Here is an 18,487-nt window from a genome sequence, read left to right as displayed (position 1 = left end):
TTCAATGATTGTCTTTCCAATGGGGTATTCGCTTTATGAAATCTACAAGCCTCTTCATTAATCGTTTCAATACTCTGTTGTTTTCCTTTCTTGCCATCGTTCTTATTATTCAATCACCTGCCAGCAAGGCCATGGGATTGATTGATAGCCTTACCAGTCAATTGAATGTCAGTCAGTATCAGGCCGAGGGAGGTGTTGGTTCTTTATTACAGATGGCCAGTTCCAAACTATCAAAAGACGACTTCAGTGTAATTAAGGAAGCACTGCCTCAAACACCCGAGTTATTAAAAGCCGCGCCTGAAGTGGATCATACAAAAAACTCTTCATCATTACTGGACTCTTCCAGTTTGCTTGGCAGTTTCGATACCCTCAGCCAACAGTTTAAAACACTTGGACTGAACAACGATATGATTTCAAAGTTTTCGACGGTGCTGATTGATTATTTCAAGGATGGTAGAAGTGGTGAAGCCGCCGGGTTGTTAAAATCGGTCATCCCCTCAGGATTAACCGATTCTGCTGGCTCCCTGATTGAAAAGTTCAATTAGCCCACTCACTGAACCCTCTGCGCCCCTGGAGACCTCCGGTATGAATGAGCAACAATCTTTGTAATCCGGACAGCCCTCCAGACTCAGCTTTCTGCTTCAGTGCAAACATTAATTTGCCTGTATAAACCGGGTCCAGCGGGATCCCGGTTTCCTGCTCAAAACTCACTATAAACTGGATCAGATCAGGCGTTGTTTTACCATAGCCACCACAATGGTGATCCAGTTCCAGACTCCAACGGGTATCAGTCGGTTCAAGGAGCTGTGCTACGTCTTCTTTTAGAAAACCCGCACCTTTTAGTACCGGAAATCCTCTGACATGGGTGGCATTGTTGACACTGTTGTTGACACTGTTGTTGACACTGCGCACTACTCCAGCCATGGTTGCACCGGTACCACAAGCTAACCAGATTTCATCGTATTCCTGAGCCTGAATGGAGCCCGCAGATAGAATATCTTCACACCCTCTGACACCGAGAGCTCCCGAGCCACCTTCTGGAATAATGACCACCTGTTCAGATGAAATCGATAGCTGTTTGAGCAACGTTTGATGGTAGTCAGCGTCATAGCGTTGTCGATAATCAGAACGACTGACATAAAGCAGTTTCATTCCCCAGCGCTCGACATCTTGTAACATGGCAGAAGGTTTGGCAGGTTTTTCGCCCCGTATAATACCTATCGTCTGAAAACCCAGATAATAACCTGCCGCCGCCATCGCATGAAGATGGTTTGACCAGGCTCCACCAAAACTTATAAGAGTTTTGATCCCTCTTGAATGGGCTTCAATTAGAAAGTATTTAAGTTTGAACCACTTGTTTCCACTAATAAGTGGATGCACTTGATCCAATCGGAGAATATCAAGACTAATAGTAGAATTACTTATCGTGCAGGTATTTATTCTTTCAACTGGTACTTTATTACTAATTACATCTGAAAAATACATAATGACATTTATTCTTCTGGTTGGAACTTTTAGTAGCCATTAATAACGCATTAAGTCAGTGATATAAACGATACCAGTAATAAAGAATACATATAACAAGCCTTCATTCCACGGATCTACGTGCTACAATGGAATCTCACTTAAACATTGTACTCTTACCTGATGCCCGAAAAGACAGTGTCTCGAGCGACGCTAATTGCTTTGAAAGGTAGCAGACAAGCAGCTACAGCGTGCTCGGAGATAGAGAAAAAATGGCAAACAAACTGTTCGTTGGTAACCTGGCCTTCGCCGCGACGGAACAAGATCTGGAAGAGGCTTTTGGTGCCTTCGGCGAAATCGAGGAGTGCAAGATTATCCTTGATCGTGAAACCGGTCGTTCTCGCGGCTTTGCTTTCGTAACCTTCAGTTCCGCTGATGCTGCTGAAGCAGCTCTGGCTCTGGATGGACAGGATGTCGCTGGTCGCAGCATCCGCGTCAGTATTGCAACCGAGCGTCCACGCAATAACAATGGCGGTGGTCGTCGTGGCTTTGGTGGAAATCGTGAAGGCGGTCATCGCTTCTGATATCCACAGCCCAGATTTAAAAAGCTGGTCACTACCAGCTTTTTTTTCGTTCGTCACTCCGCTTTCAATGAGTCTGTTACAAACACCCAAAGCAGATATCTCAGACCTTACCATACACCTGGACACCTTGTTCCACTCTAGCGCTTACTTCCTGTAGTCGTGCAACACCTGAATACATAGCATCTATGCAATAAAAAAAAACGACTACCTGAAAGATAATCGTTTTTGTAGATGGCGGACCGGACGGGACTCGAACCCGCGACCTCCGGCGTGACAGGCCGGCATTCTAACCAACTGAACTACCGGTCCGCATTCTTTTTAATAGAGAGTCACTTTTAAAGCATGGCTCTCTATTTAATTTGGTGGGTGATGACGGGATCGAACCGCCGACCCTCTGCGTGTAAAGCAGATGCTCTCCCAGCTGAGCTAATCACCCAAATATTTTTTAACGACTCTTGCTGGTGAGTCGGGACTGAACTATACCTGAAGACAGCTGTCGTTCAAGCCCTGATCGAGAGAAGGGATAAAAAGAAATCATCCACTGCTGCATCTTGAATCAAGATGGCGGACCGGACGGGACTCGAACCCGCGACCTCCGGCGTGACAGGCCGGCATTCTAACCAACTGAACTACCGGTCCGCTATACAGCTCAAGTAACCTACCGCTTTGCGTCTTAAATTTCAAAGTGGTGGGTGATGACGGGATCGAACCGCCGACCCTCTGCGTGTAAAGCAGATGCTCTCCCAGCTGAGCTAATCACCCTTTCGGTCTTGGCCGTGTGTCTCTCAACAACGCGGCGCATTATAAGCAGCGAAGCGAACCTCACGCAACCGCCTTTAGACACTTTTTTTATAAGTATCCGCAACATAGCGCTCTAAAAGTGCATTCAGGTTATTTGGCTTTCTACTCACCAGATCCTCGCTTCATCTATTAGCTACTCCGAAAAAGCGAACCACTATCCCACCTTCTTTAAGCAGCTCACACTTTCTCTCACTCAACCAAAGCCTGATGCGTATAATGCAGGCACTCACTTTTGCATGGACTCAATCATGTGGTTTAAGAACCTGATTTTCTATCGATTTACCAAACCCTTTGAGTGGACCAGTGAAGAACTGGAAGAAAAGCTTACTGAAAAACGCTTTCGCGGCTGCGGCAGCCAGGACATCAGTTCCTTTGGCTGGGTCCCACCTCTGGGTCGCCATGGTGATATGCTGACCCATGCCAGTGGTGACTTTGTCATGATCTGTGCAAAAAAAGAGGAAAAGATCCTCCCTGCCAGCGTCATCAAGGATGTCCTTGAAGAGAAAGTAGAAACAATAGAGCAGGAAGAACAACGGGAAGTCTTCAGCAAAGAGAAGAAAGCGCTGAAAGACGACATTATGATGGAGCTGTTACCCAGAGCCTTCACCAAGCATCAGAAAACCCTGGCCTACCTCGATACCAAAGAAGGCTGGCTGGTGGTAGACGCCTCGTCTTTCAAAAAAGCTGAAGAGCTGACCAGCTGCCTGAGGGAATGTCTGGGCAGCCTGCCCATCGTCAACCCACCTCTGAAAAATCTGCCCTCGGCTTCCATGACGCAATGGCTGTCTGAGAATCCGACGGTTCCCGCTCCTTTTATTCTGGGCGACGAGTGCGACCTGAGAGAACCCGGTGACGAAGGCGGCCAGATTAATGTTCGCAAACAGGAATTAATCACTGAAGAAATTCAGGCCCACCTGGAAGGCGGAATGCAGGTCAGTAAACTGGCATTACAGTGGGACGACGCACAGACTTTTGTATTCAGCGACGACCTTATTGTACGAAAGCTGAAATTTACTGAAGTGATCCAGGATCAGCTGGATGAAGTGGAAGCGGAAACCGCAGCAGAGCAGTTCGATGCTGATTTCGCAGTCATGAGCCTTTCTCTGAGAAAGCTGATCAATGACCTGGTGGAAACACTGGGTGGATTGACTGAAGTGTCAGCAGACGCTTAATTCGGTTGTCGGGCTTTCAATGACTGAAAGCCCGACACTCACTATCAGTACATCAATGCATTAACCCAAACAGTTTGCCACGATAGCGCTTGCCCAGGAGGTTACCTGCTCCCAACTGATCAAAGACCTTGAGCATTAACAGTCTGGCACCGTCTTCACGGAAAGTACGATCTCTTCTGACAATCAACAGAAGGTTCTCCAGAGCCTGTTCATTCTCATCAGCCAGCACCTGCCGGATAGCCAGTTGATAACGAGCCTCGTGATCGTTTTCATCATCGTGCAGGCGAGCTTCCAGTTCAGCCACCTGAGGCGCTTCAGCCACCATCTCATAGAAGGCCAGTTTTGCCTTGGGCTGGGCGATTCCTGCGGTATCCGCTGGCAGGGCAGCCATCAGTGTTTTAGCATCATCGATACGACCCACTTCCAACAGCAGGTTAACCTGCAATACCTGCAGAGCATGATTTTCAGGCTCTTCCTGAAGAATCTGTTGCAGCAGCATCAGCGCCTGCTCATGCTGCCCCTGCTCGATCAGCTGGTCTACCTGAAGCTTGATTCGCTCCACAGGACTCATGGTCAGAGTATCCAGAACCTCTCTCAGAGCAGCTTCGGTCTGCAAGCCCGACAGCACCTGCACAGGTTGGCCCTGATGAAAGAAGACCAGAGTCGGCACACTGCGAACACCCAGCTGACTCATTAACTGTTGACCCAGTGGCTGGTCTGCATCCAGCTTGGCTAACAAAAACTTACCCTGATAGTTTTCTACCAGACTGGCCAGGATCGGCATCTGACTCTTGCAGGGTTCACACCATTCTGCCCAGATATCCAGCAGCACCGGTCGCTGGGCCGACTGCTCTATCAATACTTCCCGGACATTTTCTTCAGTCAGATCAACAATATTCGGCAATTCGTTCATGCTCAGACTCTCTAGCCGACTCGTCAGGAGTACAGCATCCTTTAATAAATAGTTGTAATAAATAGTTGTAATAAATAGTTGTAATAAAGGGCTTTGAAGGCAGATCGTATTACTTCTTCAGAAGCATTACTGAAATCTTACCCACAAAATCTGTGGATAACTTTGTGGAAGAACCTGTCGAATCATTCAGAAAGACCGATTCTTACTGCATCCTACACAAATTGATCATTTTTTGATCAAATATTTTTCTTTAGTTTTCAGTGAGTTACAGCTCATCCTTATAAAATCAATTACTTAGACAAGCTGAATTTTTTTGACGTCAAGGGCTTGACATTTGTGCATAAAAAACAGATGACGTAAGTTTTATGCGAGCGTTTCACTGCAAAAAGAAGCAAAACCCCCGCCATACCGCGCATTCTCGCTAATAACTAATTGTTATTAAACGACCAGCACCCGCCAAAGCCACCCTCGCCTATTGAGAGACACCCAATACACACTCTTCAACCACAGACTGCCCGCATGTTATCACGTTTCTAAGGCAGACAGGGGATAACACCTATAGCCTTGAGAACAGATCGACAACCCAACACAAAACCAAGACAGCAGTACTGGACAGAATAAAGCCTGGTCCTGCTCATTTCGTCCCATACACTAAGCTCCACGAGGACAGTAAAATCTTACTGACTCATTCGCACTCCTAACAGCAACAATCAAGAGCCTATTAAACAAACCCTCTTGGCTACCTATTTCTTTCCCGCTGCCATGGCATAACTCTCAATGAAATTGAAAACCTTCACCATTACCGTACTGCCAGCCTCCATTGTGATCGGTGCCCTGATCATCGGGTACAGCATAGAAAGACACCGACAGGCCCAACTCTGCGCGGTCATCAACTCTACTTATCCGAAATTACTGGAAGCTGTTGTCATTGGTCATCAGGCTCTGGATCAGATAGAAGCCGATGCGAGCAATGAGGAACAAAAAGAATTCCCTCATAAGATAAAAACCGCCGCTCGATATGGAGAAGCCCTGGAGAAGGCCTTTGGGGTGTCCTGCTTCAATTATGTCTCGGAACAGGAGTATTTACGCAGACAAAAGCCGGAACCCTGAACAGGACTCCGGCTGAGTGTTTTAACCGATCAACCCATATTCATCTTTGAGAATGGCGACGATTTCATCCTTGGGATTATCAGAGAGCTGAATAGGCTCGCCGGTGATTCGCTCGGCAATATCCAGATAGGTTCTGGACACCCCCATCATAATCGACTGTGGCAATTCATTGTCTTCTGCCAGAGCCTGCCTCTCATTCATTCTGTCTTTGTTGAGCAGAATGTCCGGGTCCGGGAAATAACTCAGTAGCTGCTGACGGAACCCTTCCTTCGAATTTTCTACAACGTTACCGGCCTTATAAGCAGCACCGTCCCAGATTCTGGACGAATCAGGAGTCCCCACTTCATCCATATAAATGAGCTTGTCCTGACCGCTGGCATCGGTGACGTAACCAAATTCAAATTTGGTATCCACAAAGACCTGATCCAATTGACCCAGAGCTTCAGAAATGACATCAAAACCTTCCTTCAGGAGGGTTTCATAACGATCAATATCGTCAGGCTTGCGAAAATTAAAGGAGGCGTAATTTGCATCAAGATCGGCACGGGTGATGTTCACATCATCCACTTCCGGCACACCGGGAATGCCTTTGAGAATGCCTTTCGTTGACGGTGTGATCAACAGCTCCGGTAACTTCTGATCCTTCTCAAGATTATCCGGTAGCTGGATGCCGCAGAATTCACGCTCACCTTTACTGTAGGCTCGCCACATGGAACCTGTAATGTACTGACGACAAATAGCTTCAATCATCACAGGTCGTGCTTTTTGAACGATCCAGACAAACGGATGAGGAATATCCAGAATATGACTGTCTGCCAGACCGGAGTCTTTGAACAGCTTAAACCAGTGGTTAGAGATCGCGTTCAGGGCCGCACCTTTACCCGGTACACCCCGCATGTTGCCTTCACCTTTCCAGATGCAGTCAAAGGCACTCATACGGTCTGAAATCACCATAATAGCCAGAGGGGTATCTTGAGCTACATCGTAACCCTTTTCTCTGATCAGACGGCGGCTATCCGCCTCAGTCAGCCAATAAACAGATCGAACCTTTCCTGAGTGCACAGGAAGCTCTGTACGAATAGGGAGGTCATTATTAACAGCCAGTACTTTATCAGCAAAGCTCATTGCCAATATCCTGTTCTCATTTATCAAAGGTGGATAATCAAAAACGCCTGAGCGGCTCGTGTTGCCATACGACCCGCAAAATAAAAAGCCAGTCATAATGACTGGCTTTTACTGTGAGCTTCAAACCTATTTAAGGTTTTCCTTCACAAGGTTCAGAAGTTTACGGCTAATGTCTGCAGGTGCCGAAGTATTGGCATCCTTTTCAACAGACACTCTGACCACACCGTTGAGTTCCGTCACTCTCATTAACAGAACATCTTTAGGTGTCTCTTCTTTATCATCACTGCCAAACCAGCCACTGAACCAGCCGCTGGACTCTTCCTCTTTCTTGACCACGCCCTTGGGATCTACCTGCAGATAGAAAATACCAGCCGAGCGGTTTTTATCGGTCACATCAACACCTGCCTGTTGCAGGGCCGCATCAACAGCAGACCAGCTTCGAGCAAAAGATAACTGATCCAGCCTTAACAGCGGGTTACCAGCACCATCCTGCTCCATGATCGCCAGGTTGCCCAGATTCAGATCCTGAGCCAGGTAAGAGACGGACTTCTCACTGTCATCCCGCACCATGAACAACAACAGTTCGTTCAGAATACTGTCATCCATTTTCTGGCTGCGTTCTTCCAGATTGTTCCATTCAGGCTCAGTTGTGGGCTGACCTTCTTCCAGAATGGGACGAGACTTGATCTTGAGACGCACTTCAGAGGAAGTCGATGTCACCCCCTGACGCACTTCAAACTGAAAGCGGTCTTCCACCGGACCGGTAACCTCAGCGCCAAACAGCTTGCTGAAAGCTCGGGAGACATACCCTTTCTCAGGATCTTTACCCAGATCAGTCCATTCGGTTTCAAGAACACCCTGTTTAACATTCTGACTTCTGACTGGAATGTCATTTTCTTCAAGGAAAGCCAGAACTTTGGGCCAGACTTCACTGGGTGAATGATCCACCAGCAGCCATTGCTCATCCCCTGCCCTTTCAATGGTATAGGCCTCACCCTGTTTCTGGGTTAATCTCTGATCCGGCCTGGGCACAGCAAAGTCTGACTCCAGACCTGCGTGGTTAGCTGAGATGGGAGGAATAGATAAGGAATCAACCATGGGTTCCGTATTCATCTGTTCCGGAATTTCCAACGGCTTGGTCACCCTTGCCTGGGTATAATCTCCGGACTTATCCCGGAAATAACCCTCCTTGCCGAATGGATTGGCACAACCTGCCAGTGCCAGAGCACAGGCCATAACCGGCAAGGTTTTCATCGCTCGCGACATACGATCTCCATTCTGAAAAGCTCCATAACAATACCCCGGGTGACATCCCTCGTTAACCCATGGTTCAGTCGTAACCGGGGACAGGAATCAGGCTGAATTCGCCTGACTCCTTCAGTAATTAAATCAGATCAGCCTGTTTCAAGGCTTCACGCAGAACCGGACGATAACCTTCGGACAAGGGCGTCAATGGCAGACGAATGCCTTCACCCATCAATCCCATTTGCGCCAGCGCCCACTTCACAGGAATCGGGTTTGCTTCCAGAAACAGCTTCTGATGCAGTTCGTCCAGTTTAGCGTTAATTGTCTCAGCTGTAGCGCGATCTCCCTGAAGAGCGGCTACACACATTTCATGCATTGCCCGGGGAGCCAGATTATTGGTGACAGAAATCACACCATTGGCTCCCTGCAACATCAGCTCCATCCCGGTAGCATCATCACCGGAATAGATTGCAAAATCTTCACCACACAACTCGCGAATCTGGGTACCACGTTCCAGAATACCGGTGGCTTCTTTTATACCAACAATATTCTCGTGTCCGGCCAGACGCGCTACGGTCTCTGGCAGCATATCAACCGCTGTTCGACCGGGTACATTATAAAGAATCTGGGGAATAGCCACAGCATCTGCAATGGTTTTGAAGTGCAGGTACAAACCTTCCTGAGTGGGTTTGTTGTAATAAGGTGTCACCAACAGACAGGCATCGGCTCCCAGGGTTTTGGCTTCTGCTGTCAGCAAGACAGCTTCCTGGGTTGAATTTCCTCCCGTGCCGGCAATGACAGGAACCCGACCATTAACCTGCTCTACCACCCGCTTTATAACTTCGCAGTGTTCCTGCACAGTCAGCGTGGCAGATTCTCCGGTAGTACCCACCGCTACAATGCCATCGGTGCCTTCCTTTATATGGAATTCAACCAGTTTCTGAAGACGCTCCCAGTCCAGCTCTCCATCGTCCTGCATCGGGGTCGCGAGCGCTACAAGGCTACCGGTAATCATCTATCCACTCCAAGAGATCAGTCAAAAGCTGTGCGTAATGTTACTGACGCACACAGGCATTAACAAGGGCAGCGTTGACATTCTGCCCAACTCAGTCCAGCTTTATATACCATTGCCAGTAATTCGCACTATGCTACAGGTTCACCGAGCTTGAAAACATATTCATCAAGCCAATGAAACAACCTTATTCAGGTTCTTTAGCGTCCAGCACGTTAACCCTGAATCCATAATACTTGTCTCAGTAAAGACAACCGTTTATCTCAGACAGCCGTTTTATCAAGACAACAGTATCGAAGGACGAACAATGAGTTTTACCCTAGGCCAACCCGTTACGGAATTCACTGCCCAGGCAACCAATAATATTACAGTCACACTGTCCGAACTGAAAGGCAAGAAGGTCGTCATCTATTTCTACCCCAAAGACAACACCCCCGGCTGCACCAGTGAAGGCCAGACTTTCCGTGACCTGTTTGCTGACTTTCAGGAAGCAGACACTCTGATTTTTGGCGTTTCCCGTGAAAGCCTGAAATCCCACGAGAATTTCCGGACCAAGCATGAGTTTCCTTTTGATCTGATCTCCGATCCTGATGAAGAACTCTGTAAGCTGTTCGATGTCATCAAGTTGAAGAATATGTACGGCAAAGAGTACATGGGCATTGAGCGCAGCACCTTCCTCATCGACCGAGAAGGCATCCTGCAACACGAATGGCGTAAAGTCCGGATCAAAAATCATGTAGAAGACGTTCTCCAGGCTGCCCAGGCACTGGGATAATCTCTCTATCCGGGCCATCCACCGGGATGGCCCTGCTCCCCCCCACACCCCCCCACAGTTTTTCCTCTGCTGGCCGCTAAAGCCTATGAAGCCAGATTCAGCGATACCAGAGGAACAGAAACATGCAACCTGGAGCGTCCCCCGTTTCTCCGGAACAACTCTCTCTGAAAAGTGTGGTTGATTACTGCAACAGCTGTACGCTGGGTGGAAGATTTATTGGTAAGGACTCAGCGGGACAACTGGTTTCCATCGGTAGTTTCTTTGGCTGGTCCGTGACCATTCCGGAAGAAACCAAAGCTTTTCTCAAAGAGTTTGAAACCACTGCCTCCCGATATCATCAGATCAACAGTCTCCTGAACCCCGTTAGCGCCATCGACCAGCGCCGGGTCCATGTGCTTGCCCCTGCTGACAGATGCACCGTTAACCGAGCCATGGATGTTTCCAAAGGGCTTTTGGCCAGTCAGGCGGGCGCTTTACATGAAGCTGAGTCAGCACTGGTGAATTTTCTCGCCAATAAAGACTCGACAAGTGGTACGAAAGAGATCACTAAAATGGTGTCCCACCTCTGGACCACTGTTTTGCAAGCTGACTTCAAACCAGAATCCCGGGACGCCTACCTGAGACAGCTCAGAGTCCGACTTTCTTCAGCTCAGAAGTTTAATGGCCTGGACTCTGCTTCAGAATACGCCCTGGCAATGAGCCATCTGGAATCTCACTATCATCAGCTCATGGTTGAAAATGCCCATGAGGAATTCTCGAAAGCCAATGCAGAACTCACACGAGAGCAAATTCACCAGCTCCCCAAAGCCCCCGTCGGATTCTATAAAAGTGATTTGACCCGGGCAGAAATAGCACTAACGTCTTATATTTCTGAAAAAGACAACCCGGATCTGGATCAGGATAAACTGGATGCGCTGACGGGCGAATTTTCCAAGCAGCTTGAAGCCTCAGAATTTAAAGGCCAGGAACGCACTGAATACCTGACCCATGTCAGAGCCATCTTCTATGATGTCAGTATGGCCAACCTCAATAACTCTCTGATCGACCTTCATCATGTCACCACAACGCTCCGGGATCTGCACCAGGGCCCTAAAGCCCAAATCTATGAGCGACCCAAAACCCCCACTCTCAGCCCCACTGAAACGCCCACTTTCGAATTCCCCGACCCTCTGGAAGATGTTTCCGTTGAGGCCACATTGACCTCACTGTCCACCTTGAAAGCCAGAGAACTCCCATCTGAAGCAACGCTCAAACTGCTGGACCCCAGAGATCTCGATAACCTGCGCAAGAGTCATCTGGAAGTGGAGCAATGGCTCTCAACCATTGATGTTGATGTTGATGTTGAGGATGATGAGTTCGAAGCAATAGTCATTGGGGAAGCCCCCCCTCTGGAAGAAGCCAGCATAAAAGTCCCAACTTCTGTCACGCAGGATGAAGATGACCCGGAATGGGGTGAATTTGTATCAGGAACAGTTTCTACGGTACCTGCAACTCCTCCTATATCCAGCTCTGATTCCGGCTCTGAACTCGAAAGTGGCTTCACGGTTGTGGAAAAAGAACCCAGACCTACCTATCTCAACTCGGTGATTGCTGCACTGATTCCAGGCAAAGTAGAGAGAGACATAGAGACAGCCTCCACCGATACAGATGCAGGCTACGATGAATTCCTGGAAGACATGAACTGGAGCGACTGGCAGGAACTGGATGAGAACGACAGACAAGACCTCTATCGACTGAGAACCAACACGGTCACTGATGCCGAACGACTTCAACCCGTTCGGCAGATGGAACTGGACATTACCCAGGCCCCCTTGCCGCAAGATGTCAAAATTGCATCCCCTTTAACACCAGCACAAAAACAGCAAGCCCAAAAAGATTGGAAAGAATCCTTCAGCGAGCTCTATGGCTTCGACATGGATACCCTGCCGGCTCATGAACAGCGGGCACTGGATATTGCTCTCTACCATGCATCCGCCAAAGACGGTCGCCCTGCCTCAAAAGCAGAGCTGAAAAGCGCTCTGGGTCAGCATAAAAGCCTGGTTGAATATTATTTGCCTGGCAGCATACCGGCACTGCAAACCTTATTCCGGGGCCCTTACTTTCCTACTGCTCAGCTGGAAGATAAGCTGGATCCTATCCAGGAAAGACTGCATCTGGATTACAACCAGATGAGTCGACTTAAATACGTTGTCGGCTTTATGACCAAACAGGTGGTTCCCGCCCTGTGCGAGTCACCCTACGATGCTCAGCGCCACCCTGTCGAACAACTGGAACGCCTTGATGAGCTGCTCAAACATATTGAAGATCCACTTGAGGGCCTAATAACACAAATGCAGGAAGGTGTTATTGGTCAGCTTGATCACCCCGCCAGCGAGCTGGTGATGGCTCTCTCGCTTCAAGACCTTATCAAAGCAAAAGACAGCCTGAATCAGAAAAAAATGGCTCTGAAGATTCTGATTGAAAATGATTTCAGCCATGATAAGAACCTCCAGCAAGGCAACATACGGTTATACCGGGCCGCTCTTCACGCGGCAGAAGAAAAGCTCAAGCATACTGAAGAAAAACTGGCCAGAACCAGCCGCTTCAACCTGCTGAAACGGCGCACCCGAGGGCAAAAGGTTACTGCCCTTAAAACACTGACTTCAAGCCTTGAAAGACGCCTCAAAGAAGAGGAAGAAAGACAGACCGAGCCCGTGCTGGTGAAGAATATTGTCGGGCAACTGCACAAAACCAAAAAGGTACTTTTAAAACAGCTTGAAGCAGCCCGAATCGATAAAGGCAACTTTAACTATTCACTGGAGCACACACTTAATCACAACACCTGGCAGCCTATTCACAAGGAATATGTCATGGCACACGACGGTGTTTACTACGCCTATAAAATCGACACGACCCCTTCCGGCGCAGTGAGCTGGTCGCTGGAACCCGATGAAAACGGCCACCACCTGAAACTGGACGGTTCAGGAAACGATGTATTTGATCTCGAGCACGGTGGACGCTCCTCTATGTCACCCAAAGAACAAGAGCATGCGATCAATAGCTGGATTGTTCGAATGACAGATGGATCCGGCAAACCCGTTATGAGAAAAATTCGTACAGGAGTGCCCGTTTCCTTTCCCATGTTTGCAGCTCAGGCCGCTGAACAGGATATTTTTAATGTCACGGTCACCCGGATGCGTGAAATTCTGGGACTTATGGTGCTGGAAGCAAAGGGGGATACACCAGAGTTTCAAGATGCGATAGAAAACGGAACCCCCATCGACTTTACCGCCATCCATACCAGTCTCTTAAGCCCTGATAGAGTGCGCGCCATTGCCAACGAGAAAGCAAAAAACCTGAGTCCAAAACTGCAAAAGCTGGTAGCCAGTAAACTGGATGATGAAATGGAAATGCACAAGTTCATCCAGAGGGCCATCGAAGAACTCAGCAGTAAAGGCCCTACAGCCATTGAGTTTACCGACAGCAGCGGAGACAAGCAGGCGGTCAAGGTTAACTACACCGGTATTTTATTCTCCTGCCCGGTTAACAAGATGGGCCAGAAGGATGTCTACAAAGTCTGGCAAGAGGCCGACCCCATTAACGAAAAAGCCTCTCTGGATATGTTTGGTGGAATGGACCCTTCTCAGCCCATTGGAGGTCGGGTCGGTGAATTCCTGAGAACCACCGACAAAGGTGAGGAATTCAAGAACCTGATGATTCACTGCACACGTCAGGTTCAATATATATTGCACAACAAGCTGCACCATGAAGATCAGGATATGGCACTCATGCTAGCGGGTCTGCTCAATATCATTGGTCAGCACGCAGCGGATGGTTACCATGACTTCTGTAAGAGCGGTAAGGATCGTACCGGTTATGTGAATCAGTTCTGTATCGAGATGGCAGCCTTGATGGACATCCTGGGTAATGGCGAACTACCGCCACTGGATCTGCCCACCTCTATCTTCAAGCGCTTCAGTGCCCAGGCAGCCCTGACCACCACTGGACAGCTTGAGATCATTGGTCAGTGCCTGGGTGAACTGGGAGCAAAAATTGACCAGGGTCCAGCCAGACACGGTAACAACTACCACCGGGTTCACTTTGACTCGAAAGCCAATGCTCCTCTGGTTGGTACAGTAAGCGCCTGACTGCACCCGTGGAAAGGGTGACAACTATGTCGCCGTTTCCACTTCATGCACACTGGGCCAGGCATTCATCACTGCCTTGAGTAAGGTTGCCAATGGAATAGCAAAGAATATTCCCCAGAACCCCCAGATTCCGCCAAACACCAGCACAGCCACAATAATCGCAACGGGATGCAGATTGACCGCTTCAGAAAACAGCAGCGGGACGAGTACATTCCCATCCAGTGCCTGAATAATGCCATAGACGATCATCAGCATCATAAATTCCTGACCCACTCCCCACTGGAACAACCCAATCATGGCAATAGGAATGGTAACCACGGTGGCACCAATATAGGGAACCACTACAGAAAAACCTACCAGTACTGACAACAGTACGGCGTAGTTCAGCCCAAGCCAGGCAAAGGCCACAAAACTGACTCCACCCACAATCAGAATCTCGATCGCCTTGCCGCGAATGTAGTTGGCAATCTGACCATTCATCTCGTCTGCCACCTGAATAATCAGTCGGCGTCGTGTGGGTAAACGGGTGCCAATCCAGCCCAGCAACTCGGCTTTATCCTTGAGAAAAAAGAACACCAGAATCGGCACCAGAATCAGATAAATCAGAATGCCTACCACACCGGGCAACTTCGAAATAGAGAATGACAGTGCCCACTGACCAAACTCAGCCAGATGCATATTAATGGTGTTGCCAATAGCCGCCGTCTGAGATTCTGAAATGAAAGCCGGATAGTGATCTGGTAACTCTTTCAGAATCACCTGCCCCTGCTTGACCATGTTAGGCAGTTCATTCAGTAGCCCGGTGACCTGTTGCCAGATAAGAGGAACCAACAAAAAGATAGAAGCCAGCAGGACCGCCATAAAGAGAGTAAATATAACGGTGACCGCCAGCATATGGGGTACCCCCCACTTTTCAAGCACATTCACCACGCCCTGCATCAAAAACGCCAACACTAATGCTGCCAGGGCCGGAGCCAGCATGTTACCCATAAAGATGATGACCATAAATCCGGTCACCAACATCAATAGCAACACCAGGGCTTCATGATCCGATAGGTATCGGTTCAACCACCCCCTGATGATATCCAGCATGTTTTATTCCTTTTCACTTGCCTGATTATTAACGATCCACTTTTGGAGCCTGGAGAGAAATAGAGACTTTAATGACTCATATTATCCAACATTATTTATGCTCAAAGGTAAAAATAAACACCCCGGACACATCATCGCTGGCGAGCAGTCTGTGACCACTGATCCTGGCAAAGCTGGCAAAATCCCGAACGGATCCCGAATCGGTTGCCTGAACCCTGAGTACCTCACCCGAATTCATTTTACTGAGAGCCTGTTTGGCCCTAAGCAAAGGCAACGGACAATTCATCCCTTTCAGATCCAGCTCAACATCCACTTCTATCATGATGAAATCTATTCTCCCTCAGGAAAGCTGAAAATCAGCTGTACAGGAACCCTGCTGCCAATGTTATGCTGAACTCAACAATTATAAATAAACCAGCATAACCTTAAGTGCACAAACGGCTCTTCGTGCTATTCAACCATGAGCAGACTTGCTCAGAAACTGTAAGCATTCCGTCATTACACCCGTACCAGGAGCCTGACCGAGAGTAGTGGTCGAGACTAAAATTCAGTAGAACGAGGTCATTTTTTCGATGGATTTGTGCGAATAGTCGACCTATTTAAGCAAATTCATCGGAAAAATGAGCCGTTCTTTCTGGATTTTAGGCCGACCAGTCTATTCTCGGTCAGGCTCCCAGACTGAAAGGTTCTGGTGCAAATGTCGGTGACGTGTAAAATGAAGTGATGGCAATTTTTTCATCATCCAAAAATTGCAGTCATGATGCAGACATTATCGACCGAACCTATTAAGTAAGGGGGTCGTAAAATGCAATGCTTTTATTCATGGCTGTTTGAGCCAGCACCCTTATAACGATACAGTGTACCGCAGATTATATGAGTATGGATATTCTATGAAGCAACCGGGTTTCCTGATGGCAGCCCTGCTAAGCACCTGGCTCGGAACTTCTTCCGCAGTTGTAAGCGCGGCCCCAATTGAACTGCCCAGCCTGGGGGACACTACCTCCGGCGTAGTCTCACCTCAACAGGAGTATGAGCTCGGGCAGACTTACCTGAAATATTTGCGCAGCCGAACACCGACGGTGAGCGACCCAGAGGTCAAGGAATACCTGGACAGGCTGATCTACCGTCTGGCTGAGTACAGCGAAATCAAAGATCACCGCCTGAACACCTTGGTGATAGACAGTGTCAACCTTAACGCTTTTGCGGCACCTGGTGGCATCATCGGCGTCAATTCCGGACTGTTTTTCAACGCCGACACAGAAGCTCAGTTTGCGGCCGTTTTGGCTCACGAATTAGCTCACCTCAGCCAACGTCACTATGCCCGAAATGTTGAAGACGCCAAGAACAAGAGCCTGCCCACGGCAGCAGCCATATTAGCATCGGTTATTCTGATGGCGACTGCTGGGGGAGATGCAGGTGCAGCAGCACTCTCAACTACCGTCGCAGGCATTCAAAGCAGCCGTTTGCGTTTCAGCAGACAGTTTGAACGTGAAGCAGACAACATCGGTATTCAGACTCTGGCCAAAGCCGGTTTTGATCCACAGGCCATGCCTGAAATTTTCGAGAACATGAACAAGTCCAGCCGGTATCAGAGTCGTCCTCCGGAATTTCTGCTGACACACCCTGTGACCGACAACCGAATTTCAGACTCCAGGGCCAGAGCGGCACAGCTGCCAGCAAAAGGAACTCAGGGCGGTCTTGATTATCAGCTGACTCGCATGAGGCTGTTTGTCCTCAGTGCCGAAGATCCTGCTCGTTATGCTCGCCAACTGAAAAAAGAACTGGAGACGGGTCACACCAGCTCGGAAGAGATCACTCGGTACGGTTTGGCACTGGCCAGCCTGGAAGCACGGGATTACAAAACAGCAGAAAAAGAACTGACTGTTTTACTTGAAAAACACCCACGAAACCTTCACTTGATCATGGCTCAGGCACGACTGGAGTCCGTTACCGGTAAAACGGATGAAGCTATCAAAAGGCTGGACTCAGCGCTTTCCATCCATCTGGACAACTATCCGCTGATGGCCACCAAAGCCGACATCCTGATTCATGCCAAACGATTTAAGGAAGCAAGGAATCTGCTTCTGAAACTGAGTCGCAACCGACCCGACGACCCGGATATCTGGTATGAGCTGGCGGAGGTTCAGGGTCAGGCCAACGATATTCTGGGCTTACACCAGGCTCGTGCAGAATTCTTCTTTTTGACCGGTAATCTGGATGATGCCATCAAGCATCTGCAGTTTGCCAGCAAACTGGTTGGGGATAATTACGCCCTGAGAGCCAAGATCGACAAAAAGTTAAATGATATTTTCAAATATCGTCAAAAGCTGGAAAAAAGCTGATAAAAACAGGTCATCATGAACGTGATGGCCTAAATGAATCCAAATTTTTGTATCTTTCATGCTAGCCCGGATATTTCATAAACATACTCCCAACTCTCGTTGCCCCTTGGTGCCTCAGGAAAGTATGGCTCGGTCGACCGTCCACCCCCGGTACGGCGCTTCCTCACCTATTCCCTGACGACTGCATGAATGCAGGAAAATAGAGCAACGTAGGAGCAGTTTATGAAATATCCGGCCAGGCATCCCAAGCATGATCCGAACTGCTATCTTTTTCATCAACCTGCCAGGCAATTTTTTTTCCTGACAATGTGCTTTTATCCATAACAACAGGATGAGCATCGATAGCCTTAAGGTATTGTTTTAGCTTCTGCTTCGCTACGGCCGGATCAATAACCTGTGGCCTTAATTTGCTGGATTTACTTGGTTGCTCTAAATGCAGAACAACCTTTAGTCGAGAACGAGATAACGCCTGCTTGGCCAGTTTTTTCTCGTCGAAATCATTGGCATTGAATTTTGCCGCAACCAAACCAGCCAGTGTATCTCGAACTTTCTGGGCAACTTCCAACGGTAATTCTGATGGCTTAGTTCGTGTGTCGGCTCGTTGACATCCTCCCCGCCCTAAAGAACGGGGATTCCTACAGCTAGACGGTCATGCCCGACCGCAAGAATGTTTCTTGCTGCGTTTACGTCACGCAGATGTTCAGCTCCGCACTCTGAACAGACCC

At 48.5% G+C, this 18,487-nt stretch carries 16 protein-coding genes and 4 tRNA genes; 7 read left to right on the top strand and 13 right to left on the bottom strand.

Annotated elements, in window-relative coordinates:
- The first annotated feature begins 35 nt into the window (after positions 1-35).
- Entirely contained in the window at positions 36-545 is a 510-nt protein-coding gene (locus ACR2PX_RS19440; protein ID WP_434001015.1) for a DUF2780 domain-containing protein, read from the top strand.
- On the opposite strand, the gene ACR2PX_RS19435 is transcribed toward ACR2PX_RS19440, so the two are convergent.
- Positions 538-1,380 (bottom strand): 1-aminocyclopropane-1-carboxylate deaminase/D-cysteine desulfhydrase, encoded by an 843-nt coding sequence (locus tag ACR2PX_RS19435; RefSeq protein WP_434001014.1) that lies wholly within the window; start codon positions 1,378-1,380, stop codon positions 538-540. The two genes, ACR2PX_RS19440 and ACR2PX_RS19435, sit on opposite strands and share 8 nt — an antisense overlap.
- Positions 1,381-1,736: 356 nt before the next feature.
- Here ACR2PX_RS19435 and ACR2PX_RS19430 point away from each other — a divergent pair, with 356 nt between their 5' ends.
- Positions 1,737-2,048 carry an RNA recognition motif domain-containing protein gene (locus ACR2PX_RS19430; protein WP_434001013.1) on the top strand — a complete coding sequence of 104 codons (312 nt, stop codon included), beginning with the start codon at positions 1,737-1,739 and terminating at the stop codon, positions 2,046-2,048.
- 232 nt (positions 2,049-2,280) lie between these two features.
- Here ACR2PX_RS19430 and ACR2PX_RS19425 read toward each other — a convergent pair.
- From ACR2PX_RS19425 to ACR2PX_RS19410, 4 genes are all read right to left on the bottom strand, one after another.
- A tRNA-Asp gene (locus ACR2PX_RS19425) sits at positions 2,281-2,357 on the bottom strand.
- Between the two features lie 51 nt (positions 2,358-2,408).
- A tRNA-Val gene (locus ACR2PX_RS19420) sits at positions 2,409-2,484 on the bottom strand.
- 126 nt (positions 2,485-2,610) lie between these two features.
- Positions 2,611-2,687, bottom strand: a tRNA-Asp gene (locus ACR2PX_RS19415).
- 47 nt (positions 2,688-2,734) lie between these two features.
- Positions 2,735-2,810, bottom strand: a tRNA-Val gene (locus ACR2PX_RS19410).
- A 287-nt stretch (positions 2,811-3,097) separates the two neighbouring features.
- Here ACR2PX_RS19410 and rdgC point away from each other — a divergent pair.
- Complete coding sequence (gene rdgC / locus ACR2PX_RS19405; RefSeq protein ID WP_434001012.1) at positions 3,098-4,021, top strand: recombination-associated protein RdgC; 924 nt, start codon at positions 3,098-3,100, stop codon at positions 4,019-4,021.
- 52 nt (positions 4,022-4,073) lie between these two features.
- Here rdgC and ACR2PX_RS19400 read toward each other — a convergent pair whose 3' ends face one another.
- The gene (locus tag ACR2PX_RS19400) at positions 4,074-4,934 is read right to left on the bottom strand and encodes a tetratricopeptide repeat protein (protein WP_434001011.1); all 861 of its coding nucleotides are present in this window, start codon (positions 4,932-4,934) and stop codon (positions 4,074-4,076) included.
- 777 nt (positions 4,935-5,711) lie between these two features.
- On the opposite strand from ACR2PX_RS19400, the gene ACR2PX_RS19395 reads away from it, so the two are divergent.
- A complete protein-coding gene (locus tag ACR2PX_RS19395) occupies positions 5,712-6,044 on the top strand; it encodes a hypothetical protein (RefSeq protein ID WP_434001010.1) in 333 nt (110 codons plus the stop codon).
- Between the two features lie 21 nt (positions 6,045-6,065).
- Here the strand turns inward: ACR2PX_RS19395 and ACR2PX_RS19390 are convergent, their stop codons facing one another.
- The 3 genes from ACR2PX_RS19390 to dapA all read right to left on the bottom strand — a co-directional run bounded on the left by ACR2PX_RS19390 (position 6,066) and on the right by dapA (position 9,429).
- Positions 6,066-7,169 (bottom strand): phosphoribosylaminoimidazolesuccinocarboxamide synthase, encoded by a 1,104-nt coding sequence (locus ACR2PX_RS19390; RefSeq protein ID WP_434001009.1) that lies wholly within the window; start codon positions 7,167-7,169, stop codon positions 6,066-6,068.
- Positions 7,170-7,295: 126 nt separating this feature from the next.
- A complete protein-coding gene (gene bamC, locus ACR2PX_RS19385) occupies positions 7,296-8,435 on the bottom strand; it encodes an outer membrane protein assembly factor BamC (RefSeq protein ID WP_434001008.1) in 1,140 nt (379 codons plus the stop codon).
- A gap of 118 nt (positions 8,436-8,553) precedes the next feature.
- On the bottom strand, positions 8,554-9,429 hold the full coding sequence (dapA, locus tag ACR2PX_RS19380) for a 4-hydroxy-tetrahydrodipicolinate synthase (protein ID WP_434001007.1): 876 nt from the start codon (positions 9,427-9,429) through the stop codon (positions 8,554-8,556).
- A gap of 304 nt (positions 9,430-9,733) precedes the next feature.
- Here dapA and ACR2PX_RS19375 point away from each other — a divergent pair, with 304 nt between their 5' ends.
- The gene (locus ACR2PX_RS19375; RefSeq protein ID WP_434001006.1) at positions 9,734-10,201 is read left to right on the top strand and encodes a peroxiredoxin; all 468 of its coding nucleotides are present in this window, start codon (positions 9,734-9,736) and stop codon (positions 10,199-10,201) included.
- 122 nt (positions 10,202-10,323) lie between these two features.
- Positions 10,324-14,328, top strand: a complete 4,005-nt coding sequence (locus ACR2PX_RS19370; RefSeq protein ID WP_434001005.1) for an inositol phosphate phosphatase SopB — start codon at positions 10,324-10,326, stop codon at positions 14,326-14,328.
- A 24-nt stretch (positions 14,329-14,352) separates the two neighbouring features.
- On the opposite strand, the gene ACR2PX_RS19365 is transcribed toward ACR2PX_RS19370, so the two are convergent.
- Both ACR2PX_RS19365 and ACR2PX_RS19360 read right to left on the bottom strand, forming a co-directional pair.
- A complete protein-coding gene (locus tag ACR2PX_RS19365) occupies positions 14,353-15,420 on the bottom strand; it encodes an AI-2E family transporter (protein WP_434001004.1) in 1,068 nt (355 codons plus the stop codon).
- A 91-nt stretch (positions 15,421-15,511) separates the two neighbouring features.
- The gene (locus tag ACR2PX_RS19360) at positions 15,512-15,742 is read right to left on the bottom strand and encodes a sulfurtransferase TusA family protein (protein WP_434001003.1); all 231 of its coding nucleotides are present in this window, start codon (positions 15,740-15,742) and stop codon (positions 15,512-15,514) included.
- Positions 15,743-16,310: 568 nt separating this feature from the next.
- On the opposite strand from ACR2PX_RS19360, the gene ACR2PX_RS19355 reads away from it, so the two are divergent.
- Positions 16,311-17,762 carry a M48 family metalloprotease gene (locus tag ACR2PX_RS19355; protein WP_434001002.1) on the top strand — a complete coding sequence of 484 codons (1,452 nt, stop codon included), beginning with the start codon at positions 16,311-16,313 and terminating at the stop codon, positions 17,760-17,762.
- A gap of 220 nt (positions 17,763-17,982) precedes the next feature.
- On the opposite strand, the gene ACR2PX_RS19350 is transcribed toward ACR2PX_RS19355, so the two are convergent.
- Positions 17,983-18,327 carry a hypothetical protein gene (locus tag ACR2PX_RS19350; RefSeq protein ID WP_434001001.1) on the bottom strand — a complete coding sequence of 115 codons (345 nt, stop codon included), beginning with the start codon at positions 18,325-18,327 and terminating at the stop codon, positions 17,983-17,985.
- Between the two features lie 53 nt (positions 18,328-18,380).
- Positions 18,381-18,487 (bottom strand): zinc ribbon domain-containing protein (locus ACR2PX_RS19345; RefSeq protein ID WP_433999696.1); only part of this gene is annotated, 107 nt, incomplete at its 5' end.

The organism is Endozoicomonas sp. (assembly GCF_051008435.1).
Lineage (GTDB): Bacteria > Pseudomonadota > Gammaproteobacteria > Pseudomonadales > Endozoicomonadaceae > Endozoicomonas_A.
This window is presented reverse-complemented; position numbering and strand designations above follow the sequence as displayed.